General features: G+C 67.4%; 22 protein-coding genes and 2 pseudogenes. 12 read left to right on the top strand and 12 right to left on the bottom strand.

Annotated elements, in window-relative coordinates; genetic code table 11:
• Window positions 1–39 precede the first annotated feature (39 nt).
• Window positions 40–1041, bottom strand: a complete 1002-nt coding sequence (locus ACE3QC_RS09560; RefSeq protein ID WP_374407612.1) for a hypothetical protein — start codon at window positions 1039–1041, stop codon at window positions 40–42.
• Between the two features lie 187 nt (window positions 1042–1228).
• Window positions 1229–1573 (bottom strand): DNA-directed RNA polymerase subunit omega, encoded by a 345-nt coding sequence (gene rpoZ / locus ACE3QC_RS09555; protein ID WP_374407611.1) that lies wholly within the window; start codon window positions 1571–1573, stop codon window positions 1229–1231.
• Window positions 1574–1680: 107 nt separating this feature from the next.
• Between rpoZ and ACE3QC_RS09550 the strand changes: the two genes are divergently transcribed.
• Window positions 1681–2853, top strand: a complete 1173-nt coding sequence (locus ACE3QC_RS09550; RefSeq protein ID WP_374407610.1) for a phosphatidylserine/phosphatidylglycerophosphate/cardiolipin synthase family protein — start codon at window positions 1681–1683, stop codon at window positions 2851–2853.
• A gap of 58 nt (window positions 2854–2911) precedes the next feature.
• Window positions 2912–3427: a hypothetical protein gene (locus tag ACE3QC_RS09545; RefSeq protein WP_374407608.1), complete on the top strand. Its 516-nt coding sequence runs from the start codon at window positions 2912–2914 to the stop codon at window positions 3425–3427.
• A 7-nt stretch (window positions 3428–3434) separates the two neighbouring features.
• On the opposite strand, the gene ACE3QC_RS09540 is transcribed toward ACE3QC_RS09545, so the two are convergent.
• A complete protein-coding gene (locus ACE3QC_RS09540) occupies window positions 3435–4949 on the bottom strand; it encodes a replicative DNA helicase (protein ID WP_374407606.1) in 1515 nt (504 codons plus the stop codon).
• 315 nt (window positions 4950–5264) lie between these two features.
• Between ACE3QC_RS09540 and ACE3QC_RS09535 the strand changes: the two genes are divergently transcribed.
• From ACE3QC_RS09535 to ACE3QC_RS09525, 3 genes are read left to right on the top strand one after another with little or no spacing between them, the layout of a single operon-like run.
• The gene (locus ACE3QC_RS09535; protein ID WP_374407604.1) at window positions 5265–5759 is read left to right on the top strand and encodes a UPF0262 family protein; all 495 of its coding nucleotides are present in this window, start codon (window positions 5265–5267) and stop codon (window positions 5757–5759) included.
• A 9-nt stretch (window positions 5760–5768) separates the two neighbouring features.
• On the top strand, window positions 5769–6470 hold the full coding sequence (locus ACE3QC_RS09530) for a glycoside hydrolase family 25 protein (protein ID WP_374407602.1): 702 nt from the start codon (window positions 5769–5771) through the stop codon (window positions 6468–6470).
• Window positions 6471–6492: 22 nt separating this feature from the next.
• On the top strand, window positions 6493–6894 hold the full coding sequence (locus tag ACE3QC_RS09525; protein WP_374407600.1) for a cytidine deaminase: 402 nt from the start codon (window positions 6493–6495) through the stop codon (window positions 6892–6894).
• Between the two features lie 4 nt (window positions 6895–6898).
• Here the strand turns inward: ACE3QC_RS09525 and ACE3QC_RS09520 are convergent, their stop codons facing one another.
• Both ACE3QC_RS09520 and ACE3QC_RS09515 read right to left on the bottom strand, forming a co-directional pair.
• Window positions 6899–8047, bottom strand: coding sequence for a M14-type cytosolic carboxypeptidase (locus tag ACE3QC_RS09520; RefSeq protein WP_374407598.1), 1149 nt, complete (start codon window positions 8045–8047; stop codon window positions 6899–6901).
• Window positions 8044–8661: a DUF4136 domain-containing protein gene (locus ACE3QC_RS09515; protein ID WP_374407596.1), complete on the bottom strand. Its 618-nt coding sequence runs from the start codon at window positions 8659–8661 to the stop codon at window positions 8044–8046. Before ACE3QC_RS09515 ends, ACE3QC_RS09520 begins: the two co-directional genes overlap by 4 nt.
• A gap of 125 nt (window positions 8662–8786) precedes the next feature.
• On the opposite strand from ACE3QC_RS09515, the gene galE reads away from it, so the two are divergent.
• The 3 genes from galE (at window position 8787) to ACE3QC_RS09500 (ending at window position 10900) form a co-directional block, all read left to right on the top strand.
• Window positions 8787–9824, top strand: a complete 1038-nt coding sequence (galE, locus tag ACE3QC_RS09510; RefSeq protein WP_374407594.1) for a UDP-glucose 4-epimerase GalE — start codon at window positions 8787–8789, stop codon at window positions 9822–9824.
• A gap of 97 nt (window positions 9825–9921) precedes the next feature.
• A complete protein-coding gene (gene ykgO, locus ACE3QC_RS09505; protein ID WP_050599643.1) occupies window positions 9922–10047 on the top strand; it encodes a type B 50S ribosomal protein L36 in 126 nt (41 codons plus the stop codon).
• Between the two features lie 238 nt (window positions 10048–10285).
• The gene (locus ACE3QC_RS09500; protein ID WP_374407591.1) at window positions 10286–10900 is read left to right on the top strand and encodes an HAD family hydrolase; all 615 of its coding nucleotides are present in this window, start codon (window positions 10286–10288) and stop codon (window positions 10898–10900) included.
• A gap of 66 nt (window positions 10901–10966) precedes the next feature.
• Here ACE3QC_RS09500 and ACE3QC_RS09495 read toward each other — a convergent pair whose 3' ends face one another.
• Window positions 10967–11311, bottom strand: a complete 345-nt coding sequence (locus ACE3QC_RS09495) for a hypothetical protein (RefSeq protein WP_374407589.1) — start codon at window positions 11309–11311, stop codon at window positions 10967–10969.
• 164 nt (window positions 11312–11475) lie between these two features.
• Here ACE3QC_RS09495 and ACE3QC_RS09490 point away from each other — a divergent pair, with 164 nt between their 5' ends.
• Together ACE3QC_RS09490 and ACE3QC_RS09485 are read left to right on the top strand one after the other, a co-directional pair.
• Window positions 11476–12021: a winged helix-turn-helix transcriptional regulator gene (locus ACE3QC_RS09490; RefSeq protein WP_374407587.1), complete on the top strand. Its 546-nt coding sequence runs from the start codon at window positions 11476–11478 to the stop codon at window positions 12019–12021.
• A 14-nt stretch (window positions 12022–12035) separates the two neighbouring features.
• Window positions 12036–12266, top strand: a complete 231-nt coding sequence (locus ACE3QC_RS09485; protein WP_374408045.1) for a ribbon-helix-helix domain-containing protein — start codon at window positions 12036–12038, stop codon at window positions 12264–12266.
• A 51-nt stretch (window positions 12267–12317) separates the two neighbouring features.
• Here ACE3QC_RS09485 and ACE3QC_RS09480 read toward each other — a convergent pair whose 3' ends face one another.
• Both ACE3QC_RS09480 and murA read right to left on the bottom strand, forming a co-directional pair.
• Window positions 12318–12545, bottom strand: coding sequence for a hypothetical protein (locus tag ACE3QC_RS09480; RefSeq protein WP_374407585.1), 228 nt, complete (start codon window positions 12543–12545; stop codon window positions 12318–12320).
• Window positions 12546–12611: 66 nt separating this feature from the next.
• Window positions 12612–13895: a UDP-N-acetylglucosamine 1-carboxyvinyltransferase gene (gene murA, locus ACE3QC_RS09475; protein WP_374407583.1), complete on the bottom strand. Its 1284-nt coding sequence runs from the start codon at window positions 13893–13895 to the stop codon at window positions 12612–12614.
• 80 nt (window positions 13896–13975) lie between these two features.
• On the opposite strand from murA, the gene ACE3QC_RS09470 reads away from it, so the two are divergent.
• Window positions 13976–14872 (top strand): UTP--glucose-1-phosphate uridylyltransferase, encoded by an 897-nt coding sequence (locus tag ACE3QC_RS09470; RefSeq protein WP_374407581.1) that lies wholly within the window; start codon window positions 13976–13978, stop codon window positions 14870–14872.
• Between the two features lie 82 nt (window positions 14873–14954).
• Here the strand turns inward: ACE3QC_RS09470 and ACE3QC_RS09465 are convergent.
• Window positions 14955–15245 (bottom strand): annotated as a pseudogene (locus ACE3QC_RS09465) (type IIL restriction-modification enzyme MmeI); the annotation flags it as partial.
• Window positions 15246–15382: 137 nt separating this feature from the next.
• Here ACE3QC_RS09465 and ACE3QC_RS09460 point away from each other — a divergent pair.
• Window positions 15383–16283, top strand: a pseudogene (locus ACE3QC_RS09460) (IS1595 family transposase).
• 382 nt (window positions 16284–16665) lie between these two features.
• On the opposite strand, the gene ACE3QC_RS09455 reads toward ACE3QC_RS09460, so the two are convergent.
• The 3 genes from ACE3QC_RS09455 to ACE3QC_RS09445 form a co-directional block, all read right to left on the bottom strand.
• Entirely contained in the window at window positions 16666–17505 is an 840-nt protein-coding gene (locus tag ACE3QC_RS09455; RefSeq protein ID WP_374407579.1) for a hypothetical protein, read from the bottom strand.
• A 573-nt stretch (window positions 17506–18078) separates the two neighbouring features.
• Complete coding sequence (locus ACE3QC_RS09450; protein ID WP_374407577.1) at window positions 18079–19611, bottom strand: acyl-CoA synthetase; 1533 nt, start codon at window positions 19609–19611, stop codon at window positions 18079–18081.
• A 161-nt stretch (window positions 19612–19772) separates the two neighbouring features.
• On the bottom strand, window positions 19773–20483 hold the full coding sequence (locus ACE3QC_RS09445) for a M23 family metallopeptidase (RefSeq protein ID WP_374407575.1): 711 nt from the start codon (window positions 20481–20483) through the stop codon (window positions 19773–19775).
• Window positions 20484–20564: the final 81 nt, after the last annotated feature.

The raw sequence follows: 20564 nt of genomic DNA, 5'->3' as shown, positions 1-20564 counted from the left end.
CGGCTTCTAGTCCCGGCCGGGCGCCGATGGAAGGGCGCGCTATCGGACGTTCGCCTCGAGCCAGTCGAGCGCCGCATCGAATCGGGCTCCGTGGTGCTCTTCGACCGCCTGATCTTCGCGCGCGCGCTTGGCCGGGCGGAAGGCGCTCGACGGATCTTTCGTGTGACGTTTCATCAGGATGGCGGCGCGCTCGGGCGCGCCCGGCAGCGGCGGCAGGTCCAGACATTCCCGGGCGCGGCGGACCGCGGCTTCGGGATCGGCGACGATCTTCTCGAAGTCGATCCGCGTGTCCACCGGCCAGCCGTTGCGCGCGATCGCCGCGTCGAACAGCGATTCCTGGAACCAGTGGAGCAGCGCCATCAGCCGCGCCATCTGGTCCAGCGTATCGCCGCCGCCCGCGACGGCCGAGCGCAGCAGCGCATCACCGTCCGGTACGACCGGCGCGATCTGCGCCGCAAGGCGGGCGCAGAAGGCCAGCCGCTGGTTGCCGCCGCGAAACGTCGCGCCGAGAAAGTGCCGGCGCTTCATCGACACGAACACCGCGCGCGTGACCCGGCCCGGCGCGCAGAGTTCGGGCAACAGCGAATTGACCCAATTGGTCGGCTTGACGACGACCGTCACGTCGTCGTCCCTAACGCTGCCGAGTTCCGCAAGCGCATAGTCGAGCAGCGGGCCGAGCGGCGCCGCGGCCCTGCCCGCCGCGATCAGTTCGCGCTGTCCGGCGATGTCGGCCAGGCACTGCGGCTCCTTCAACGCAACCACGTGCCCCGGCCGGTCGAGCAACCGGGCGAGCAGCGTCGATCCGGCGAAGCCGACGTGGAAGACGAAGCGCGTGGCCTTGCGCGCGGACCGTCGCGTCAGGTCCAGCGGCCGGAAGGCCTGATCGCGCCAGAAGGTTTCGCGGCCATCGAGAAAGCTGGCCCCGGCCAGGCGCGACCGGTCCGTCGCGACCACGATCGTCTCGCGCTCGACGCTGTCCAGGCGATGCAGGAAAGCGATTTCCTCACCGGTCGGCGTTCGATCGATCTGCTGGGAAACCATGCGATCGCGCTCGACGGTTTCCCGGCGGCGCGCGACGGGAAATCGTCAAGCCGCTCCGCGCGCCCGTCGAACGTCCGAGAATGATCGACCGACGACTTTTCCGCTGCAGGCCGAAACGAAAAGGGCCGCCTCTGCGGGCGGCCCTCGACGTTGGATATTCCGGCCCGTGATCAGCCGTCCCCCGTGATCAGCCGTCGTAGTCGGCGCCGATCGAGGTCGAGCGGGCGGGGGCCGAGGCGGTGATGCGCAGCGCTTCGGCCGACTGGCTGAGCGAGCCGATCTCGTCGGCCTCGTCCTCGTCGTCGGGGAGGATCTTCTGCAGGTTCACAGTCAGCGATTCGGCCAGTTCCTTGGGCCGGATCGTGGTCTCGGCGATTTCGCGCAGCGCGACGACCGGGTTCTTGTCGCGGTCGCGATCGATCGTCAGCTCCGCGCCGCCCGAGATTTCACGCGCGCGCTGGCCGGCCAGCAGCACGAGATCGAAACGGTTGGGAATCTTGTCGACGCAATCTTCGACGGTAACGCGCGCCATGGGGCACTCCGGTGTTTGAAAGCCTTTCGGGAAGCGGGTCAGCTAGGCGCGCGGGCCGCGAGAGTCAAGGATTTGCGCCGCGTCGCACCACGCCCTAAGGCGGCGAAATGGCCGATCCCGCCGCCTCTTCCGGCTTTACCGATCCGGAACCGTTCGAGACCGAGGCGGGCGGTCAGCATCTGGCCTTCTATCCCGCCGGGCGCGATCGGCGCGCCGCGCTGTTCAAGCTGATCGAGGGCGCGCGCGAATCGCTGAAGATCTGCTTCTACATCTTCGCCACCGATGCGACCGGCGTCGCGGTATGCGATGCGCTGACCGCGGCGGCGCGGCGCGGGGTCGACATCATGCTGGTGGTCGACCGGTTCGGCGCCGACGCGGACGAAGAGTTCTTCGCCCCGCTCACCGCCGCGGGCGCCACGGTGCGCTTCTTCGGCAAGCGCTGGAACGAACGCTACCTGATCCGCAACCACCAGAAGATGGTGATTGCCGACGATACGCACGGCATGTTCGGCGGCTTCAACATCGAGGACAGCTATTTCGAGCCGCCCGAACGCAACGGATGGACCGATCTCGCCGTCGCCATCGAAGGGCCCGCGGTGGCGGGCATGGTCGAATGGTTCGCGAAGCTCGATGAGTGGACCAACGGCAAGGGCGGCCACTTCCGATCGATCCGGCGCGCGGTGCGCAACTGGGACTGGGCGGAGGGTGGCGCGCGCTGGCTGGTCGGCGGGCCGACGAGCGAGCTGTCGACCTGGGCGCGCTGCGTCAGCCAGGATCTCATCGCGGGCAAGCGGCTCGACATGATCATGGCCTATTTCTCACCGCCCAAGCGGCTGCTGCGGCGGATCGGACGGATCGCCCGGCACGGCGAGGCGCGGCTGGTGATGGCGGGCAAGAGCGACAACAACGCCACGATCGGCGCCACCCGGTCGCTCTACGGCTATCTGCTGGGCAAGCGCGCCGAAATCTACGAATACACACCATGCAAGCTGCACACCAAGCTGATTGTGCTGGACGACGTGGTCTATGTCGGCAGCGCCAATTTCGACATGCGCAGCCTCTACCTCAACCTCGAACTGATGCTGCAGATCGAGGACGCCGCGCTCGCCCGGCGGATGCGCGAATACATCTCCGACCACGTCGCCGCCTCGCAGGAAATCACGCCCGAACTGCATCGGCGGCGCGCGACGCTGTGGAACCGGGTGCGCTGGAACCTCGGCTGGCTGCTCGTCAGCGTGCTCGACTACACGGTGACCCGGCGGCTCAACCTCGGCCTGTGACACCTTGCGCGGACCTTCCGCCGCCTTTCCGCGTTGGGGGCGGCGAAGGAGAAATCCGATGCGTATTGCGATACTCGGCGCGGCGCTCGCCCTCGCGGCCTGCAACGAGGGGGCGGAGCCCGCGAACGATCCAGCCGGCGACGCCGCCACCCCGGCTGCGCCCGCGACCATCGAACCCGCGGGCCTCGAGGTGCTCGGCGAGTCGGATATCTCGGGGGCCGCGCTCAAAGGCGAACTGGCGTGCGGCTTCCGCCGCGAGGGCGAAGGCGAAGGCCTGCTGTTCCTCGGTCGTGGCAACGTCGACCGCACGGAGGGCGCGACCGGCGCGGTAAAATATGCGGGCCAGGTCGTCAGTGTCGCGATAGACGGCACCGGCGGCTACGACGCGATGGCCGACGGTGCGCGCTTTACCGGCGAAGGCCTGTCGCTGAGCATCGCCCCGCAGGATGGCGAACCGCTCGCCGAAGATCCGCAGATCGCCATGGAATCGCCGCTCCACCCGGCGACACTTACCTTCACCCCCGAAGGCGGCCCCGAGCAGGCGATCCAGGGGCTGTACGAATGCGGGCCGTGATCCGGCCCTAGTCGTAGTCGCCCGACCTGCGATCGTCCTCGGCGAGGTCGGAGAAGCGGGTGATGCGCGGTTCGAACCGCAGGCGCACCTTGCCGGTCGCGCCGTGGCGCTGCTTGGCGACGATCAGCTCGGCGAGGCCGAACACCCGCTCCATCTCGCTCGCCCAGGTGGCGTGCGCCTCGTGCGTCTTGGCGTCGTCGCTCTCGACCGGGCGCTTGGGCTCGCGCGAAGCGACGTAGTAGTCCTCGCGGTAGATGAACCACACCATGTCGGCGTCCTGCTCGATCGAGCCCGATTCGCGCAGGTCCGACAGCATCGGGCGCTTGTCGTCGCGCTGCTCGACCGCACGGCTGAGCTGCGACAGCGCGATCACCGGCACATCGAGTTCCTTCGCCAGCGTCTTGAGGCCCCGGCTGATCTCCGAGATTTCGTTCACCCGGTTGTCGGTCGCGCGGCCCGAACCCTGCAGCAATTGCAGGTAGTCGACGATCACCAGCCCGATCTCGTGCTTGCGCTTCAGCCGCCGCGCGCGGGTGCGCAGCGCGGCGATGGTGAGCGCGGGCGTATCGTCGATGAACAGCGGCAGTTCGGCGAGCCGCTGGCTGGCAAACGACAGCTTCTGGAAATCGTCGCGGCTGATCTTGCCCATGCGCAGCGCTTCGGAACTGATGCCCGCCTGCTCGGCGAGGATGCGCGTGGCGAGCTGGTCCGCGCTCATTTCCAGGCTGAACAGCGCGACGCCCGCGCCGACCGACCTGCCTTCGTCGATCTCGTCGCGCCGGTCGCGCAGCAGGCGGTCGGCGCAATTGAACGCGATGTTGGTCGCGAGCGACGACTTGCCCATGCCGGGCCGCCCGGCGAGGATGATGAGGTCCGAGTTGTGCAGCCCGCCGCACTTGTCGTTGATCGAGGTCAGCCCGGTGGTCTTGCCCGAGATGTGGCCGCCCGAATTGATCGCCAGTTCGATCATGCCGAGCGCCTTGTTGGTCGCCATGCCGAAGCTCGATGCCTCGTTGCTCGACGATGCGCCCTCGGCCACCTTGAACAGGTCCGCTTCGGCCTGCGCGATGCGCTCCATCGGGGCGACGTCCTCGCTGGTGTCGAGCGCCCCGGTCACCAGCGTGCGGCCCACGCTGACCAGTTCGCGCAGCAGCGCCAGGTCGTAGATCTGCTGAGCCAGTTCGCGCGGGGCGAGCAGGCCCTGCCCGTCGGCGGTGAGCTGCGCGAGATAGGTGATCCCGCCCAGCTCCTTCAGCGCCTCGTCGCCTTCGAAATAGGGCTTCAGCGTCACCGGGGTGACCACCGCGTTGCGATCGAGCAGCGTCAGCACGCGCTCGTACACGCGCTGGTGGACCGGCTCGAAGAAATGCTCGGGCCGAATCGCCACCGGCAGTTCCTCGATCACCCGGTTGTCGATCAGCACCGCGCCGAGAAAGGCGGCCTCCGCCTCGATATTCGCGGGCAGCGCGCGGCCCTGCGCGGCGTCGGCATCGGGGCGGGTCAGGAGGTCTAGATCGGCCATCGCCGGCCTTGTGCGCAGGCCTGTATCGACATGGCAAGAGTGCAACCGTCATGGTCTCTTGTGGATAGCGGGGACAGGTTTCGCGCAGAGACGCAAAGGCGCGGAGAAGCGTGGCTCAGGGGTTGATTTCGTCACTTTCGCGAAGCGACGATGCGTCTCGACAGCACGATCTCGAGCATCGCTTCGCGGCGAGAATTGCGCCCGGCATCAGCCCTGACCCCTCCGCGTCTCCGCGTGAATCAAAGCGCCTTCCCGCACCTCGGCGCCAACCAGCACTTGCCCCGGCCCCTTCGCATCTGCGAAAGCGGCGCGATCATGCCCGCCCCGCCCGACACCTGGCGCATCGCCCACATCGCGCTCGATCAGGACACGATCCTGTGGCGCAACGCCGACGTCGAGCAGGAACGGCGGGTCGCGATCTACGATCTGATCGAGGAGAACACCTTCAAGCCGCTGCGCGCGGTGGAGAAGGGGCACGACGGGCCGTACCGGCTGGCGCTGTCGGTGCAGGACGGACGGCTCGCGCTGGAGATTCGCGACATGGCCGAAGCGCCGGTGGAAACGCTGGTGCTCGGGCTCGCGCGCTTCCGCCGCCCGATCCGCGAATATTTCGCGATCTGCGACAGCTATTACCAGGCGATTCGCAAGGCCACCCCGGCGGAGATCGAGACGATCGACATGGCCCGGCGCGGCATTCACAACGGAGCGGCCGAACTGCTGATGGAGCGGCTGGAGGGCAAGGTCGAAACCGACTTCGCCACCGCGCGGCGGCTGTTCACGCTGATCTGCGTACTGCATATCAAGGGCTGAGGGGGGCTCATGGCGAAAAGGGGGCGGAAAGCCAGCTGGCGCGCGCGCATATTCGCGCTGGTGCTGCTCGTCGCGCTCGCGGGTGGCGCGTGGCTGTGGTGGGGCCTGCAGAACTGGCGCCCGGACGAGACCGCCTTTCCCGATCAGGGGGTGGAGGTCGGCGCCGGCGACGGCGTGGTCAATTTCCGCATCCTGCGCGCGACGGGGGCGAGCTTCGCCTATCTCGACGCCAGCGACGGCGCGGCGGCGCAGGACGCGCGTTTCGGCGCGAATCTCTCGGCCGCCCGCACCGCGAACCTGCAGGTGGGCGCCGTCCATCGGTTCGATCCGTGCAGCATGGCCGACGGGCAATCGGCCAATTTCGTCACCATGGTCCCGCGCGACCCCGACCTGCTGCCGCCCGCGATCGAGCTTTCGCGCACCGCCGACGACTGCCCCGACCGGGTGAGCGACGCGGCGGTCGAAAGCGAACTGATGACGCTCATCAACCAGATCGAGATGCACGCGGGCAAGCCGGTGATCCTCAAGATCGATCCGGGCTTCGAGGGCCGCTACCGCCTCGCCGGCATGTTCGAACGCAACCTGTGGCTCACGCGCACGCGTTTCCAGCCGGACTATGCCGGCCGGCCATGGCTGCTGTGGACCGCCAACACCGCGCTGCGCACCGCCGCGAGCGACGACCCGCTACGCTGGGTGGTGGCGCAGCCGTGATCTTTGCGGCTACAGCCGCGCCATGACCGACGACGCCCTCATCGCCGCCGCCCGCGAGGCCGCGGGAAATTCGTATTCGCCCTATTCGAACTTCGCGGTGGGCGCGGCGTTGCGCTTCGCCGACGGCAGCGTGGTGACCGGCAGCAATATCGAGAACGCCAGCTACGGCCTCGCGCTGTGCGCCGAGACGGTGGCGGTGGCGAAGGCGATGGCGGACGGGGTGCGCGGCGGGCTGGAGGCGGTCGCGGTCACCGGACCGGGAATCGATCCGATCACCCCGTGCGGCCGGTGCCGGCAGGTGCTCCACGAACTCGCCGCGCTCGGCGGGACCGACCCGGAGATCCTCTGCGTCGGGCCTTCAGAGGTGCGCCGCACCCGGCTCAGTACTTTGTTGCCCGACGCGTTCGGCCCGGAGAGCCTCTGACCGCTCAGTCCTTGCCCTCGAACCATTCGAGCAACGCGCCGAGGCAGTTGCGGCCGAGCTGCATGCAGCGTTCGGGCGACCAGTTCTGCTCGGGATCGGGCAGGTCGTCGTTGTCCTTGTAGGGCATCTCGAGCGTCATCGCGGTCGCGCCGAAGCGGTGTGCGACCTGCGTCGTGCTCATCGACAGGTTCGCCTTGCCCGGCTGCGACACGGCGTAGCCCCGTGCGGTCTGAAAATCGGGCGTACGGCGTTCGAGGATCGCGCGGTAGCGGGTGAAGCCCGCCAAGTGCTCGTCGGTCAGATCGGGAATGCCCTCGTACCCGGCGAGGAACACCGCGGGGATCGCCTCGTCGCCGTGGACGTCCATCGCGAAGTCCACTCCGCTCGTGTCCATCGCAGTGCGGATCGCGAGCACTTCGGGCGAATTCTCCGCGGTCGGATTGTCCCATTCGCGGTTGAGGTTCACGCCCTTGGCGTTCGTGCGCAGGTGCCCCCGGCGCGAGCCGTCGGGGTTGCAGTTGGGCACGACGTGGAAGCGGCACTTGGCCCGCAGCGCGCGCGCGACCGGGTCGGCGGGATCGGTCAGGCGTTCGAGCGCGCCTTCCATCCACCATTCGGCCATCGTCTCGCCCGGATGCTGGCGCGCGTAGAGCCAGACCTGCTTGTCGCCCTCGCCGAATTCGAGGCAGTCGATCGGCTGCCCGTCCAGCGTCTGGCCAAGGCGGCGATAGTCGACGCCTTCGCTCGCCGCGCATTCGGCGACGAGATCGTGATGCCGCTCCATCGAATAGGGCGCGAAATAGGCGAACCAGGCGAGATCGCTGGCAGGCGTGTAACGCACCGTCAGCGTGCCGCCGTCCTCGCCCTTGTCGTAGCTCGACGGAGTCGCCGCCCAGTATTCGCGGTCCTCGCTCACCCGGCAGTTGTAGGCGGGCCAGCCGAGCGGATAGGCCGAGGTTTCAAGCCCGGTAATCTTCAGCGTCAGCTCGCGCCCCGCCGCGCCGCTGACGCGGAAATGGAACCACTGCTTGAATTCGGACTGGTGATCCTGCCGGATCGCGAGGCGGGCGACCGCGCCATCGACCGACAGCACTTCGATATTGCCGCCGTCGAAATTGCTGTCGATCGCGATGGTGCTGGCGTTGCCGGTCAATCGGGAACCCTCACTTCTATCGTTTCGCCGTTGTTGCCGGGAAAGTCGCGGAACAGCGCGTCGGCCACGGCGGCGGCATTGGCGGGCGTATCGGCATAAGGCGAGTTGTCGCTTACCGAAAATTGCGCCCGGCCTTCCCAATATGTCGCGTTGGTCGACTTGTCACGGATCATCACGCCGACCATGGTGTCGATCATCTCGCGCGGACCTCCGCCGCCGAGGTTGAACCCGAGGCCGAGCCCGACGCCCGAACCGTAGCTGCCGGTGCCGCCGCCGACGCCCACGCTGACGGGGCCGCGCCGCTGGCCGCCGGGTCCGGAACTGTAACGCTCGACCCGCACTTGCGCGACTTGCGTCGCTGCATCGCGCGAACCTTCGCGATAGCCCAGCGCTGCTAGTTCACGGGCGATCGCGTCCTTGTAAGGGGCAAGCGCGAGCGAATCGCCGTCCACGCCAGGCGCGGTCTCGACGAAGATCGTGCCCCGGCCGAGCTGGCTCGAAGCGGTCGGCTCGAGGAAGCGCGTCACCTCGACCGGCCCGGTCACGGCGGGGGTGGCGCAGGCGGCGAGCGAGGCGAGCGCGGCGGTTGCTAGCGCGAATTTGGCAGGCTTCATGGGGCGACTCCTTCTCCTGTGCGGCGCGGCAGGGCGCCGGTCTCCTCCCGAACAACGCATCGCACGGCGCGGTGTGCCCGCGCGGGCGAACGGTTCCTTTACCGTCGCGCGCCTAGTGGGGGCCGATGGATCGCAAGACGCCCGTCCTCGTCACCGGCGGCGCCGGCTATATCGGCAGCCACGCCGTGCTCGCGCTGCTCGATGCGGGCTGGCCGGTGGCGGTGATCGACGACCTGTCGACCGGCTTTCGCTTCGCGGTGCCGCCCGGCGTGCCGTTCTACCGCGGCGACGTGGCCGACGCGGACTTGCTCGCGCGCATCTTCGAGGAACAGCGCATCGGCGCGGTGATGCATTTCGCCGGATCGGTGGTGGTGCCCGAATCGGTCGCCGACCCGCTCAAGTATTACGACAACAACACCGCGAAGAGCCGCGCGCTGATCGCCGCCGTGGTCGCCGCGGGGGTGCCGCACATGATCTTCTCCAGCACCGCGGCGACGTACGGCATGCCCGACGTGTCCCCGGTGCGCGAGGACACGCCGCAGCACCCGATCAACCCCTACGGCTGGTCCAAACTGATGACCGAGCGGATGCTGGCCGACACCGCCGCCGCGCACCCGCTCAACTACTGCGCGCTCCGCTATTTCAACGTCGCCGGGGCCGATCCGCAGGCACGCAGCGGGCAATCGACCGCGGGCGCGACCCACCTGCTCAAGGTCGCGTGCGAGGCGGCGACGGGCAAGCGCAGCCACGTCGACGTGTTCGGCACCGATTACGCCACGCCCGACGGCACCGGAGTGCGCGACTACATCCATGTCAGCGATCTCGCCGAGGCACACGTGCTCGCGCTGGAGGCGCTGATTGCCGAGCCCGCCCGCTCGCTGACGATGAACTGCGGCTACGGCCGGGGGTTCTCGGTGCGCGAGGTGCTCGACGCGGTCGATCGGGTGACCGGCGGCACGATCGAGCGGCGCCATGGTCCGCGCCGCGCGGGCGACCCCGATTCTCTCGTCGCCGACCCCGCGCTGATCCGCGCGACCCTGCCGTGGCGGCCGCGCCATGCCGATCTGGAGCGAATCGTGTCCCACGCGCTGCAATGGGAACGCGTGCTCGGCGAGCACCTGGGCGGCGAAAGCCCCGCGTTGCGCGCGCGACCGGCGGCCTGATCGCTTGACTTTGCCTGCCGTCGCCCTTAGGCGCGCGGCTTGATTTTGCGGCATCGGGGGCCATCTCCGGTGCCGATTTCGTTCCCGGGAAAGACCAATGAAGATCCGCAACAGCCTCAAGTCGCTCAAGGGCCGTCACCGTGATTGCCGCGTGATCCGCCGCCGTGGGCGCACCTACGTCATCAACAAGACGAACCGCCGCTTCAAGGCCCGCCAGGGCTGATGAACGCCGCGCCGCGATTCGTTCGCGGCCGCGCTGGATCGAAGGGCCCTCGCGAAAGCGGGGGCCTTTTGCATGTCGTCGAGGGTGGCGTCGATTTGCTCCCTCCGGTCGCTGCGCCCCGCACCAGCCCGCACCCCCCCCCGGCCACCCGTAGGCTACTATCGCTGGGGGGCCGGGTGGGGGTGCGGGCTGGTGCCGCTTCCGGCGGATCGACAATGCGGACGAAGCCGACCCTTCCGTGACCGCCGGAAAGATCAACGCCGTAGTGTTCGACGTCGGGCGCGTGCTCGTGCAGTGGGAACTGCGCGCGCTGTTCGCCCAGCTGATCGACGACGGGGAGGAGCTCGACTGGTTCCTCGCCAACGTCGTGACCGAGGCGTGGCATTTCCAGCACGATCGCGGGCGCGCGCTTGCCGACATGGTGGCCGAGCGCAAGGCGGAGTTTCCCGACCACGCCCCTCTGATCGACGCCTATGCCGGCCGGTTCCTCGAAACGATCCCCGGCCCGGTGCCCGGCACTGCGGCGCTGGTGGGGCGGCTGGCGGCACGCGGCGTGCCGCTCTACGCCATCACCAATTTCGGTGCGGAGCTGTGGGACATGTTCCGCCCGACCGAGCCGCTGCTCGACCTGTTCGGCGATATCGTGGTCTCGGGCCGGGAGAAGCTGGCCAAGCCCGATCCGGCGATCTTCGCGCTCGCCGCGCAGCGCTTCGGCCATGATCCGGAACACATGCTGTTCATCGACGACAACCGCGCCAATATCGAGGCCGCCAGTGCGCTTGGCTGGCAGGTCCATCATTTCGCCGATGCCCCCGCGCTCGAACGCGACCTCACGGCGCGCGGGCTGATATGAAAAAGGGCCCCCGGCGCGATGCCGGAGGCCCTGCAGTAACCACCCTTTCGGAGAGGACGGGCGGGATCAGTTGCCGTTGCAGCGCGCGAGGTCTTCGGCGGCGAACGCTTCGCCCTTGGCGGTGAAGCCGGTCACTTCGCCCAGCTCGCGGGCGACGCGCTGGCAGATGACGAGCGGGCGCGAATTGCTCTTGGCAGCGACGCAGGTGGTACCTTGGCACTGCCAGGCGACGCCGCTGATGATCTTGGTCCGCTCGGCCGCCGGGGCGGCGAGTTCGGCGGTGTAGAACGCACCGCCGGCGGCCTGCGCCGGGCTTGGTGCGACCAGCGCGCCGAACGTCAGCGTGCTGTAGACCAGCGCCAGCGCGGTCGCGGCGGCTGTGCGGACGAGGGGAGAGGAGGAGGCGGTCATCGGAAAAATCCTTTTCGCGGGGCTTTCTTCGCAAATCAGTTTCTATTAGAGACTGGTTGCGAATCGCTACCTACATTCCGACATTATAGGTTGCAAGAGAAAACTTAGTTTCGATTTTGTGGTGGCGTGCCTTCGGGCTACAACACCACCGGGAGAACGATGCGATGGGTGATGTGAGAGAACCGCTGCGCGAGCTGACCAGTTGCGGCCTGCCCGAGGCGCTCGAGGTCATGGGCGAGCGCTGGAGCTTCATGATCCTGCGCGCCAGCTTCAACGGCCTCCATCATTTCGAGGAGTTCCTCAGCGAACTCGGGATCGCGCGCAACATCCTCTCGAACCGGCTCGCCAAGCTGGTCGAGCACGGCATTCTCGACCGCCAGCCGTGCCCGGACGACCGGCGGCGGATCGAATACCGGCTGACGGCCAAGGGCTTCGACCTGCTGCCGGCGATGGTTTCGCTGCGCCAGTGGGGCCAGAAATACGGCTCCGAAGTGGTCGAAGATCCGGTGCTGGTCGACGAGATCGACCGCCTGCCGATCGGCCCGACCTCGATCCTCGCGCACGACGGGCGCATCCTCGGCCCGGCCGACCTGCGCCTCGTCAGACCCGATCGGGTCGGCCTGCGCGAAGACGGCTCCCGCGCCGAAGCCGGCGAACCGCTCGACCGCGGCGACACCGCCTGGCCCCACCGCGTGCAGGCGGCGGAATAGAAGCAGCCACCACAATCGCCGCACCCTATCATCCCCCGGTCAAACGGTCGGTCGAGATTGCCGGGCACAAGACCTCGATCAGCTTGGAACCGCTGTTCTGGGACATGCTGCGCGATGCCGCCGCGCGCGAAGGGGTGCCGGTGAACGCGCTCGTCGCGCGGATCGACGAGGAGCGGATCGCGGCCGAAACCCCGCCGGGCTTGGCGGGGGCGATCCGCCTGTGGCTGGTCGCGAACGGCGGATAGCGAAACGGGCCGAGCCGCGAGGCTCGACCCGTTCGATAATCGCGGCCGCCGTCAGTATGTCGAGGGCGGATCGCTCGCCGGGAAGCTCTGGTCGCTCGCCTCGTCGGTCTTGCTCCAGCCGCGCTTGGGTTTGTCGCGCATCGAACCCGGCCCCGCATCGCGCACGGCGGCGTCGCCCTGGTTGCCGGCGAACGCCGGGCGGTCGCCCTTCTGGTTCTCGTAGACCTTGTATCCGACGTAACCCAGCGCGCCGAGCGCCGCGAGTTTCAACAGTGCCATGATGGCCTCCTTTGCCTTTTGCCCCGATCAACGCCGTGCATCGGGGAAAGGTCCGGCGCTTGCGCGTTATTCGTCGCCGATCCGTTCGATCTTCGCGCCGACCAGCGCCAGCTTCTCTTCCAGCCGCTCGTAGCCGCGGTCGAGGTGGTAGAGACGGCGCACCTGCGTTTCGCCCTGCGCGGCCAGCCCGGCGATCACGAGGCTCATCGAGGCGCGCAGGTCGGTCGCCATCACCTCCGCCCCGGTCAGCCCGCCCACGCCGTGGACGATCGCGGTGCGGCCCGAGGTCTCGATATGCGCGCCCATCCGGCTCAGCTCGGGCACGTGCATGTAGCGGTTCTCGAAGATCGTCTCGGTCAGCACGCTGGTGCCCTCGGCCACGGTCAGCAGCGCCATCAGCTGCGCCTGCATGTCGGTGGCGAGGCCCGGATAGGGCGCGGTGGTGAGGTTCGCCGCCTTGAGCGGCCCGTTCGCCGCGATGCGCACGCCTTTTCCTTCCGCCTCCGCCTCCACACCGATGTTGCGCAGCGCGTGGAGCGTGGCCGACATCTCCTCCGCGTTCGCGCCCGCCAGCAGCACCTCGCCCCCGGTGATCGCCGCGGCGCAGGCGTAGCTGCCCGCTTCGATCCGGTCGGCCATCACGCGGTAGGTCGCCCCGTGCAGCCGCTTGACCCCGTGAATCGTGAGGTCGGACGTGCCGACGCCCTCGATCTCCGCGCCCATCGCGGAAAGCAGGTTGCACAAATCGACGATCTCCGGCTCGCGCGCGGCGTTGCGCAACCGGCTAGTGCCGTTGGCGAGCACCGCGGCCATCAGCGCGTTCTCGGTCGCGCCGACCGATACCACGGGGAAATCGAACTCGCCGCCCGGCAGCCCGCCATCGGGCGCGACCGCCTTGACGTAGCCCTGCGCCAGCTCGATCTCGGCCCCGAACGCCTCCAGCACCTTCAGGTGCAGGTCGATCGGGCGGTTGCCGATCGCGCAGCCGCCGGGCAGCGACACGGTTGCCTCGCCCATCCGCGCCAGCATCGGGCCGAGCACGAGGATCGAGGCGCGCATCTTGCGCACCAGTTCGTAGGGCGCGACCGACGAAGTGATCCGCGGCGCCTCCAGCGTCATCACCCGCCCGAAATCCTCGGGCCGCGAACCCTGGATCGAGGTGGTGACCCCGAACTGGTTCATCAGGTGCTGGAACCCGTCGATGTCAGCCAGCCGCGGCAGGTTGCGCAGCGTCAGCGGCTCTTCGGTCAGCAGCGCGCAAGGGATGAGCGTGAGCGCGGCGTTCTTCGCGCCCGAAATCGGAATCGTGCCGGAAAGGCGGTGCCGGCCCTCGATGATGATCTTGTCCATGGTCGAGCGTTTAGCGCGAATCCGTGCCTCATCAAGTCGCGCCTTGCGACCAGCGCCCGGGCTTCGTATCGCCTTGCCCCATGCCCAACCGCAAACCGATCCGCAAAGCTGTGTTCCCCGTCGCCGGGCTCGGGACCCGCTTCCTGCCCGCGACCAAGGCGATCCCCAAGGAACTGCTGCCGATCGTCGACCGCCCGCTGATCCAGTACGCGGTGGACGAGGCGCGCGAGGCGGGGATCGAGCAGATGATCTTCGTCACCGGGCGCGGCAAGACCGCGATCGTCGAACATTTCGACATCGCCTACGAGCTCGAGACCACGATGGACGAGCGCGGCAAGGATCTCGCCATCCTCGCCCCCACGCGCTTCACCCCCGGCGACGTCATCACCGTGCGCCAGCAGGTGCCGCTCGGCCTCGGCCACGCGATCTGGTGCGCGCGCGCGATCGTGGGCGACGAGCCGTTCGCGATCTTCCTGCCCGACGAACTGATGATCGCCGACCAGGGCGGCACCGGCTGCATGAAGCAGATGGTGGAAGCCTACGAGGAGGTCGGCGGCAACCTGATCTCGGTGCTCGAGGTGCCGCGCGAGGACGTCTCGAGCTACGGCGTGATCGATCCGGGCGCGGACGTTCCGGGTTCAGGCGGCACGCTGACCGAAGTGCGCGGGCTGGTGGAGAAACCCCCGGTCGACCAGGCGCCCTCGAACAAGATCATCTCCGGCCGCTACATCCTCCAGCCCGAGGTCATGCGCACGCTGGAGGATCAGGAGAAGGGCGCGGGTGGCGAGATCCAGCTGACCGACGCGATGGCGCGCATGATCGGCACCCAGCCGTTCCACGCCGTCACCTTCGCCGGCCGCCGCTTCGACTGCGGCAGCAAGCTGGGCTTCGTCGAAGCGACCCTCGCGCTGGCGCTGGAACGCGAGGACATGGGCGCGGAAGTGCGGGCGATAGCGGAGCGGTTGCTCGGAAAGTGAATCCTCCCCGGACCGGGGAGGGGGACCACCCGCAAGGTGGTGGAGGGGTCCCGGCCACGAGCGCGGCCCCTGCGAATCGCTTTTACTTACTCTTCCGCGCAACTCTGCGCTCGGTACGCTTGTTGGCCTGCTCCGCACCCGCGAGCGGATTCACCAGCTTCTCGTAAAGCCCGAATAGATGCTCCACCCGGTCGCGGTCGCTGTCAAACGGCTTCTTGCGATAGAGCCGGTCGACCGCGGCATCGAGCGCGCGGTGCGCCTTGCGCAGATCGGCGGGCATGGTGTCGGGATCGTAGAGATCGGCGAGGCTGGAGGTCGGATGCGCCGCGCGCGCGTCGAGCACGGCCTGCGCCAGCTCCTCGACCTTCTCGCGCTGCGCGGGCGTGGCTTCGGGCCAGGGGAATTAGACGAGGCCACTTGAAAATCGAAAGTCGGTTTTCAAACGTCCGCCAATTTCAGAACCCGCTTATCCCCTTGACGCATGTAGCTAATTGTGCCATTTAAGATGGCATGACGAAGAAAAGCCCCTCTGCCAGCCCTGACTTCTCGGTTCGCAAGTTTTTCCAGCGCTTCCCCACCGAGGAAGCTTGCCTCGATCATATCATGACGGTGCGGTTTGGCGGCACGCGCTTTGAATGTAACGTGTGCGGTAAGGACGCCACGCATCACAAGCTGGCAAAGCGCCGCACCTATGTTTGCGCCCATTGCGGCCATCATGTGAACCCGACCGCCGGGACCATCCTTGAGAACACGCGGACGCCGCTCGTTTCGTGGTTCTACGCGATCTATCTGTTCTGCACGACGCGCCACGGTGTGAGTGGCAAGGAACTCCAGCGTCAGCTTGGGGTGACCTACAAGACCGCCTATCGCATCGGGCAGCAAATCCGCGACTAACAAGGCGCAGGGCTTCGACGTGCTCCTGACTGGCCATATTGAACGCGACGAAGCCTATGTCGGCGGTCGCCGGTCGGGCGGGAAGCGTGGTCGCGGCGCGCCGGGCAAGACCATCATTATGGGCCTTGCCGAGCGCGATGGCCGGAGGAAGGCGGTTGTCATCCCCAACGTCAAGAAGGACACGCTGCGCGGGGTTGTGCTGGCGAACGTGGAGCCCGGCGCGACCGTCGCGACTGACGAACTCTACAGCTACGGCTTACTGACCGGCGACGGCTACAAGCATGGCCGCGTGAAGCACGGCGCGAAGGAATATGCGTTTTACGATTATCGCGAGGGTGAAACCTTCCACGTCAACACGGTCGAGGGCTTCTAGAAGCTGTTCAAGGCGTAGGTGCGGTCAACCCACGTCCAGATCAGCGCCAAGCACATGCAGCGCTATATCGACGAGTTCACTTTCCGCGCTTCGAACCGGCATCGGGTGAACGGGATGTTCGACCTTCTGGTTGGGGCGCCGTAAGCGTCCCGACTAAGGCCTCGAATTTAGGACGATCGGCGGGGCCGATGCCATCGGCCTCGGCTTGGTCGATAAAGTCTTGTAAACGCCCATTTTCCAGCGCTTCCGATAAGGTTAACATCCTGATTCCAGTGCAAGATTCTTGACTATGGCATCGTTATCACATAGCAAAACGCACCGACGACGCACCCCCGGTTGGACTGGAAGCGCGCCGTCGCTCTTACCCCTTGTGGAAGGGGGCAGGATGGGGATCGCCGGAAGGCGTCACCCTATAATGTCCGGGCTATGGACCACATGGCGCACCTCCTTTCCTCCAAGGGCAACCAGCGCGTTTCCGGCCAAGGATTTGGCGCGCTGGGCGTGGATTATTTCGAACGGCCGCATCTTAACCGGTGCGGCCGTTTTCGTGTTCACTGTCGGCGTCGGCCGGGCGCTTAACGTCGCCCGCCTTCTGATAGATCATCGCGAAAATGGATTCCGCCATGGTGAGCCACGCCTTTCGCTCTTCGAGCGACCACGGCTCACCGACCGCTGGCAAGGTTTCAAGCATGCCCTCGATCAGTGGATGATAGACCTTCCCGCCGCCGCCCCCCCCACCAGAGCCGCCAATGCGCCCGCCGCCGCCTTCAAGGCCTTCCGGAGGAACGACCTTCACTTGCTCGCCATGGTCCCCCGGAACACCATCGAAGTGCGGCTTGACCAACCGATCCTCGCCCTTAGCAAAGAACCCTGCTTGACGGGCTGAGCGCTCGAATGCTTGTCGTGCCTTGTCAGTCTGCTTGTTAGAGACGCCAAGCCGCTCCATCTCACGCTCAAGGGCTTTGGGCGGGGGAAGGCGCTGGCCTTTGTAGTTCTCGTAAATCGCTTCGTAGAGCGGCACTGACAGGAACGCTTCAGACCGCGCCTGATGCTCAGTGTCGGGCTCGATAATGCGGAGGCCAATGTCGCTGAGCCGGTTTGCATCCCGGCCCTCCTTTTCAGTGAGTCCGAAAATCCGCGCAGTGCCAGTCTTAAGTCGGAACGCTCCACTCAAGGTCTGATCCATGGTCGCGGCCAGCTCATGCGCCTCCATGGCACTATGCCCGCGCGTCTTATACATCGCGTGAGCCACCTCGATCGCGGTGTCCAGGTCCAGGTAGGGGAACGCAATCGTCGACATCTGGCGCTTCTCAGCCTCCTTGGGCTGAGCCGCTGCACTCTCGAACTGAACCGTTTCGCCTGACATGAGGGAACCTCCCGCCTGTGATGTAGGCGAGAGCGGTATAGCTGTTTGCGGAAAGAGTCAACTCAGCCGCATTATTCCGCAAACACTACCATGTGGAAGGTTTGGAACGTCTAGTGAACATGCCTCCTAAAGGCAAAAATGCGCATACATGCAACTCGGGGATAATCGAGGTTCGTAATGGGCGTCCTTCCACTCCTCGCTGAACGCCTTGGCGCGGCGCGCAATCTCGTCGAAACCCAAACGCATGCGGTGCAGTCCCCCTCTGATCCGCACCTATCGCCCGGCGCGCCCGGTGAACACAAACGATTTTCCTACATCCCCTTGCCCCTGCTAACGAGTGGCCGGCTCTTTCAAAGGTCGAGATCGGAGGGCGGGCGCAACGCCATCAGCGCGTTCCTCGCGCACAAAGCGACACGCGGAGCGCGCAAGGCGACGCTTTGGCGGGCCAAGGCGACGCTTCGCCCCCACAAAGCGACACCTTTCGCGCAAGGCGACATTCTTTGCCCTGGACTGTGTAACATGCGGTCCATGTCTCCCGCTCAGGCACGGCGAGCATGGCCGAATCGGACGGCGTCAGCCTTCGCTCCGCGCCGCGTATTCGTCGCGCAATTCGCGCTTGTAGAGCTTGCCGTTGGCCTCGCGCGGCAGGTCGGGGCGGAAATCGAAGCGGCGGGGCAGCTTGATCCGTGCGAGCTGCGGGGCCAGGTAGGCGCGCAGCTCGGCCTCCAGTGCCTCGCCCGCCTCAGCCATGTCGACCGGCTGGATCACCGCGACGACCCGTTCGCCAAGGTCCGCGTCGGGCGCGCCGATCACCGCGGCATCCATCACCGCCGGATGCGCGACGAGCAGGTTCTCGATCTCCTGCGGGTAGATGTTGACCCCGCCAGAGATGATCATGTGGCTCTGCCGGTCGGTCAGGTAGAGGAAGCCGTCGCCGTCGACATGGCCGATGTCGCCCAGCGTCATCCAGCCTTGCGGGTGCAGCGCCTCGGCGGTCTTGGCGGGATCGTTGTGATAGCTGGGGATCGCGTCGTTCTCGAAATAGATCAGCCCGTCCTCGCCCGCCGGCAGTTCCTCGCCGCCCGGCCCGCAGACGTGGACCTTGCCGTGAATCGCGGGGCCGACCGAGCCGGGGTGCGCGAGCCAGGCGTCGCTGCGGATCAGCGTCATCCCGATGCTCTCGGACCCGGCGTAGTATTCGATCAGGATCGGCCCCCACCAGTCGATCATCGCCGCCTTCACCGCCACCGGGCACGGCGCGGCGGCGTGGATCGCGCGCCGGTGGCTGGAGAGATCGTGGCGGCCGCGAACCGCGGGGTCGAGCTTGAGCATGCGCACGAAATGGGTCGGCACCCACTGACTGTCGGTGACGTGATAGCGCTCGATCGCGGCGAGCGCGGCCTCGGGATCGAACGCCTCCATCACCACCACCGTCCCGCCCAGCCGGTGGACGGTGCAGCACCAGCCGATCGGCGCGGCATGATAGAGCGGCGCGGGCGACAGGTAGACCATCTCGCCGTCCGCCGGCATCCCCGCCCCCATCGTGGCGAGCGCGACCAGCGCGTTGGGCGCGAGCACGTCGGCCGTCGCGGGCGGCGGCGGACGGATGCCCTTGGGCCGGCCGGTCGTCCCCGAGGAATAGAGCATCACGAGGCCGGGGTGCTGGTCGGCACGCGGCGTGGCGGGCTGCGCGGCCAGCGCGGCGGCGAGGTCGTCGCCGTCTTCCCCGCCCAGCACCAGCGTCGGCAGGTCCGGGCATTCGCGGCGGACACCCTCGATCACGTCGGCGAACTTGGCCGAGGTCACTAGCAGCTTCGCCCCGCTGTCCTGCAGGATATAGCCGATCTCGGGCGCGGTCAGCCGGGTGGAGACGGGCACCAGCATCGTGCCCGCGCGCTGCGATCCCCAGACGAGCTGGAGATAGAGCGCGTTGTTCTCCATCAGCAGCGCGAAGGCATCGCCATGCGCGAGGCCATGCGCCCGCAGCAGGTGCGCGAAGCGGTTGGCGGCGTGGTCGAGTTCGGCATAAGTCACCGTCTCGCCCGAACCCGCCATTACGATCGCGGGGCGGTCGGGGCGCGCGGCGGCGTGGGTAATCGGGTGCATCGGCCTCTCTCCACATACGGCGCCGTTCGGGCATCTCGTTGTGGTTCGAAACCTACCTGCGCGATTCGATGCGGCAAGAAAAAAGGCGGCGGGATCGTTCCCGCCGCCTCTTGTCAGGCATCCTCTCCAATGCCTGCCCCGCCGAAGCGAGGCGTGAAACCTTACTCTTCGCCGCCGCCCATGCCGCCTTCGCCGGTCGCCATCGCGAAAGCCTGCTGGGCATCGCTTTCGACCATGTAGGGGATCGGGTTGACCGCCTCGCCGTCGACGCGGACTTCGTAATGCAGGTGCGGCCCGGTCGAGCGGCCGGTCGAACCGACGTAACCGATCAGATCGCCCTTCTTGACCCGCTGGCCGTCGGCGACCGCAAGCTTCGACAGGTGCGCGAAGCGGGTCTGGAGATTGGCACCGTGTTCGATCGAAATGAACAGGCCGTAGCTGCTGAACCGGTCTGCGCGGCTGACGAGGCCGTCGGCCGTGGCGTAGACCGGGGTGCCGGTCGGCGCGGCGAGGTCGATGCCCGTGTGCGCGCGGCGCCCGCCGAGCACCGGATGCGTACGCATGCCGTAGTCGCTCGTCATCCGCGCGCCTTCGAGCGGCATGCGCGAGGGGATGGCGATGCCGGTGGCGACGGCGACCGGCTGTTCCGAACGCGCGCCGTCCAGCGTGCGCCAGCTGGCGAACAGCTCGCGGAACTGCGCGTCGCCGCCGATCGTCGAACCCGCCTGCGCTTCCTGCACCGGCGCCGTCATGTCGGCGGCCGCGGCGGCGCTGGAGTTCGCGATGGCGGGCGTTGCGGCGATGGCCAAAACCGCGGCGCCGGCGGCGGCAGCGGCTTTGGTGATCCGCACGGTGAATGAAGTTGCGACCAAGATCCCGTCCTCTCGTTCGCGGCCCCGAAGACCGCAGCGATCCCTGGCGCACCGGCGAAATCGGCCGGCGCGATGATTTAA

The sequence above is a fragment of the Pelagerythrobacter sp. genome, assembly GCF_041912895.1.
Taxonomy (GTDB): Bacteria; Pseudomonadota; Alphaproteobacteria; order Sphingomonadales; family Sphingomonadaceae; genus Pelagerythrobacter.
This window is presented reverse-complemented; position numbering and strand designations above follow the sequence as displayed.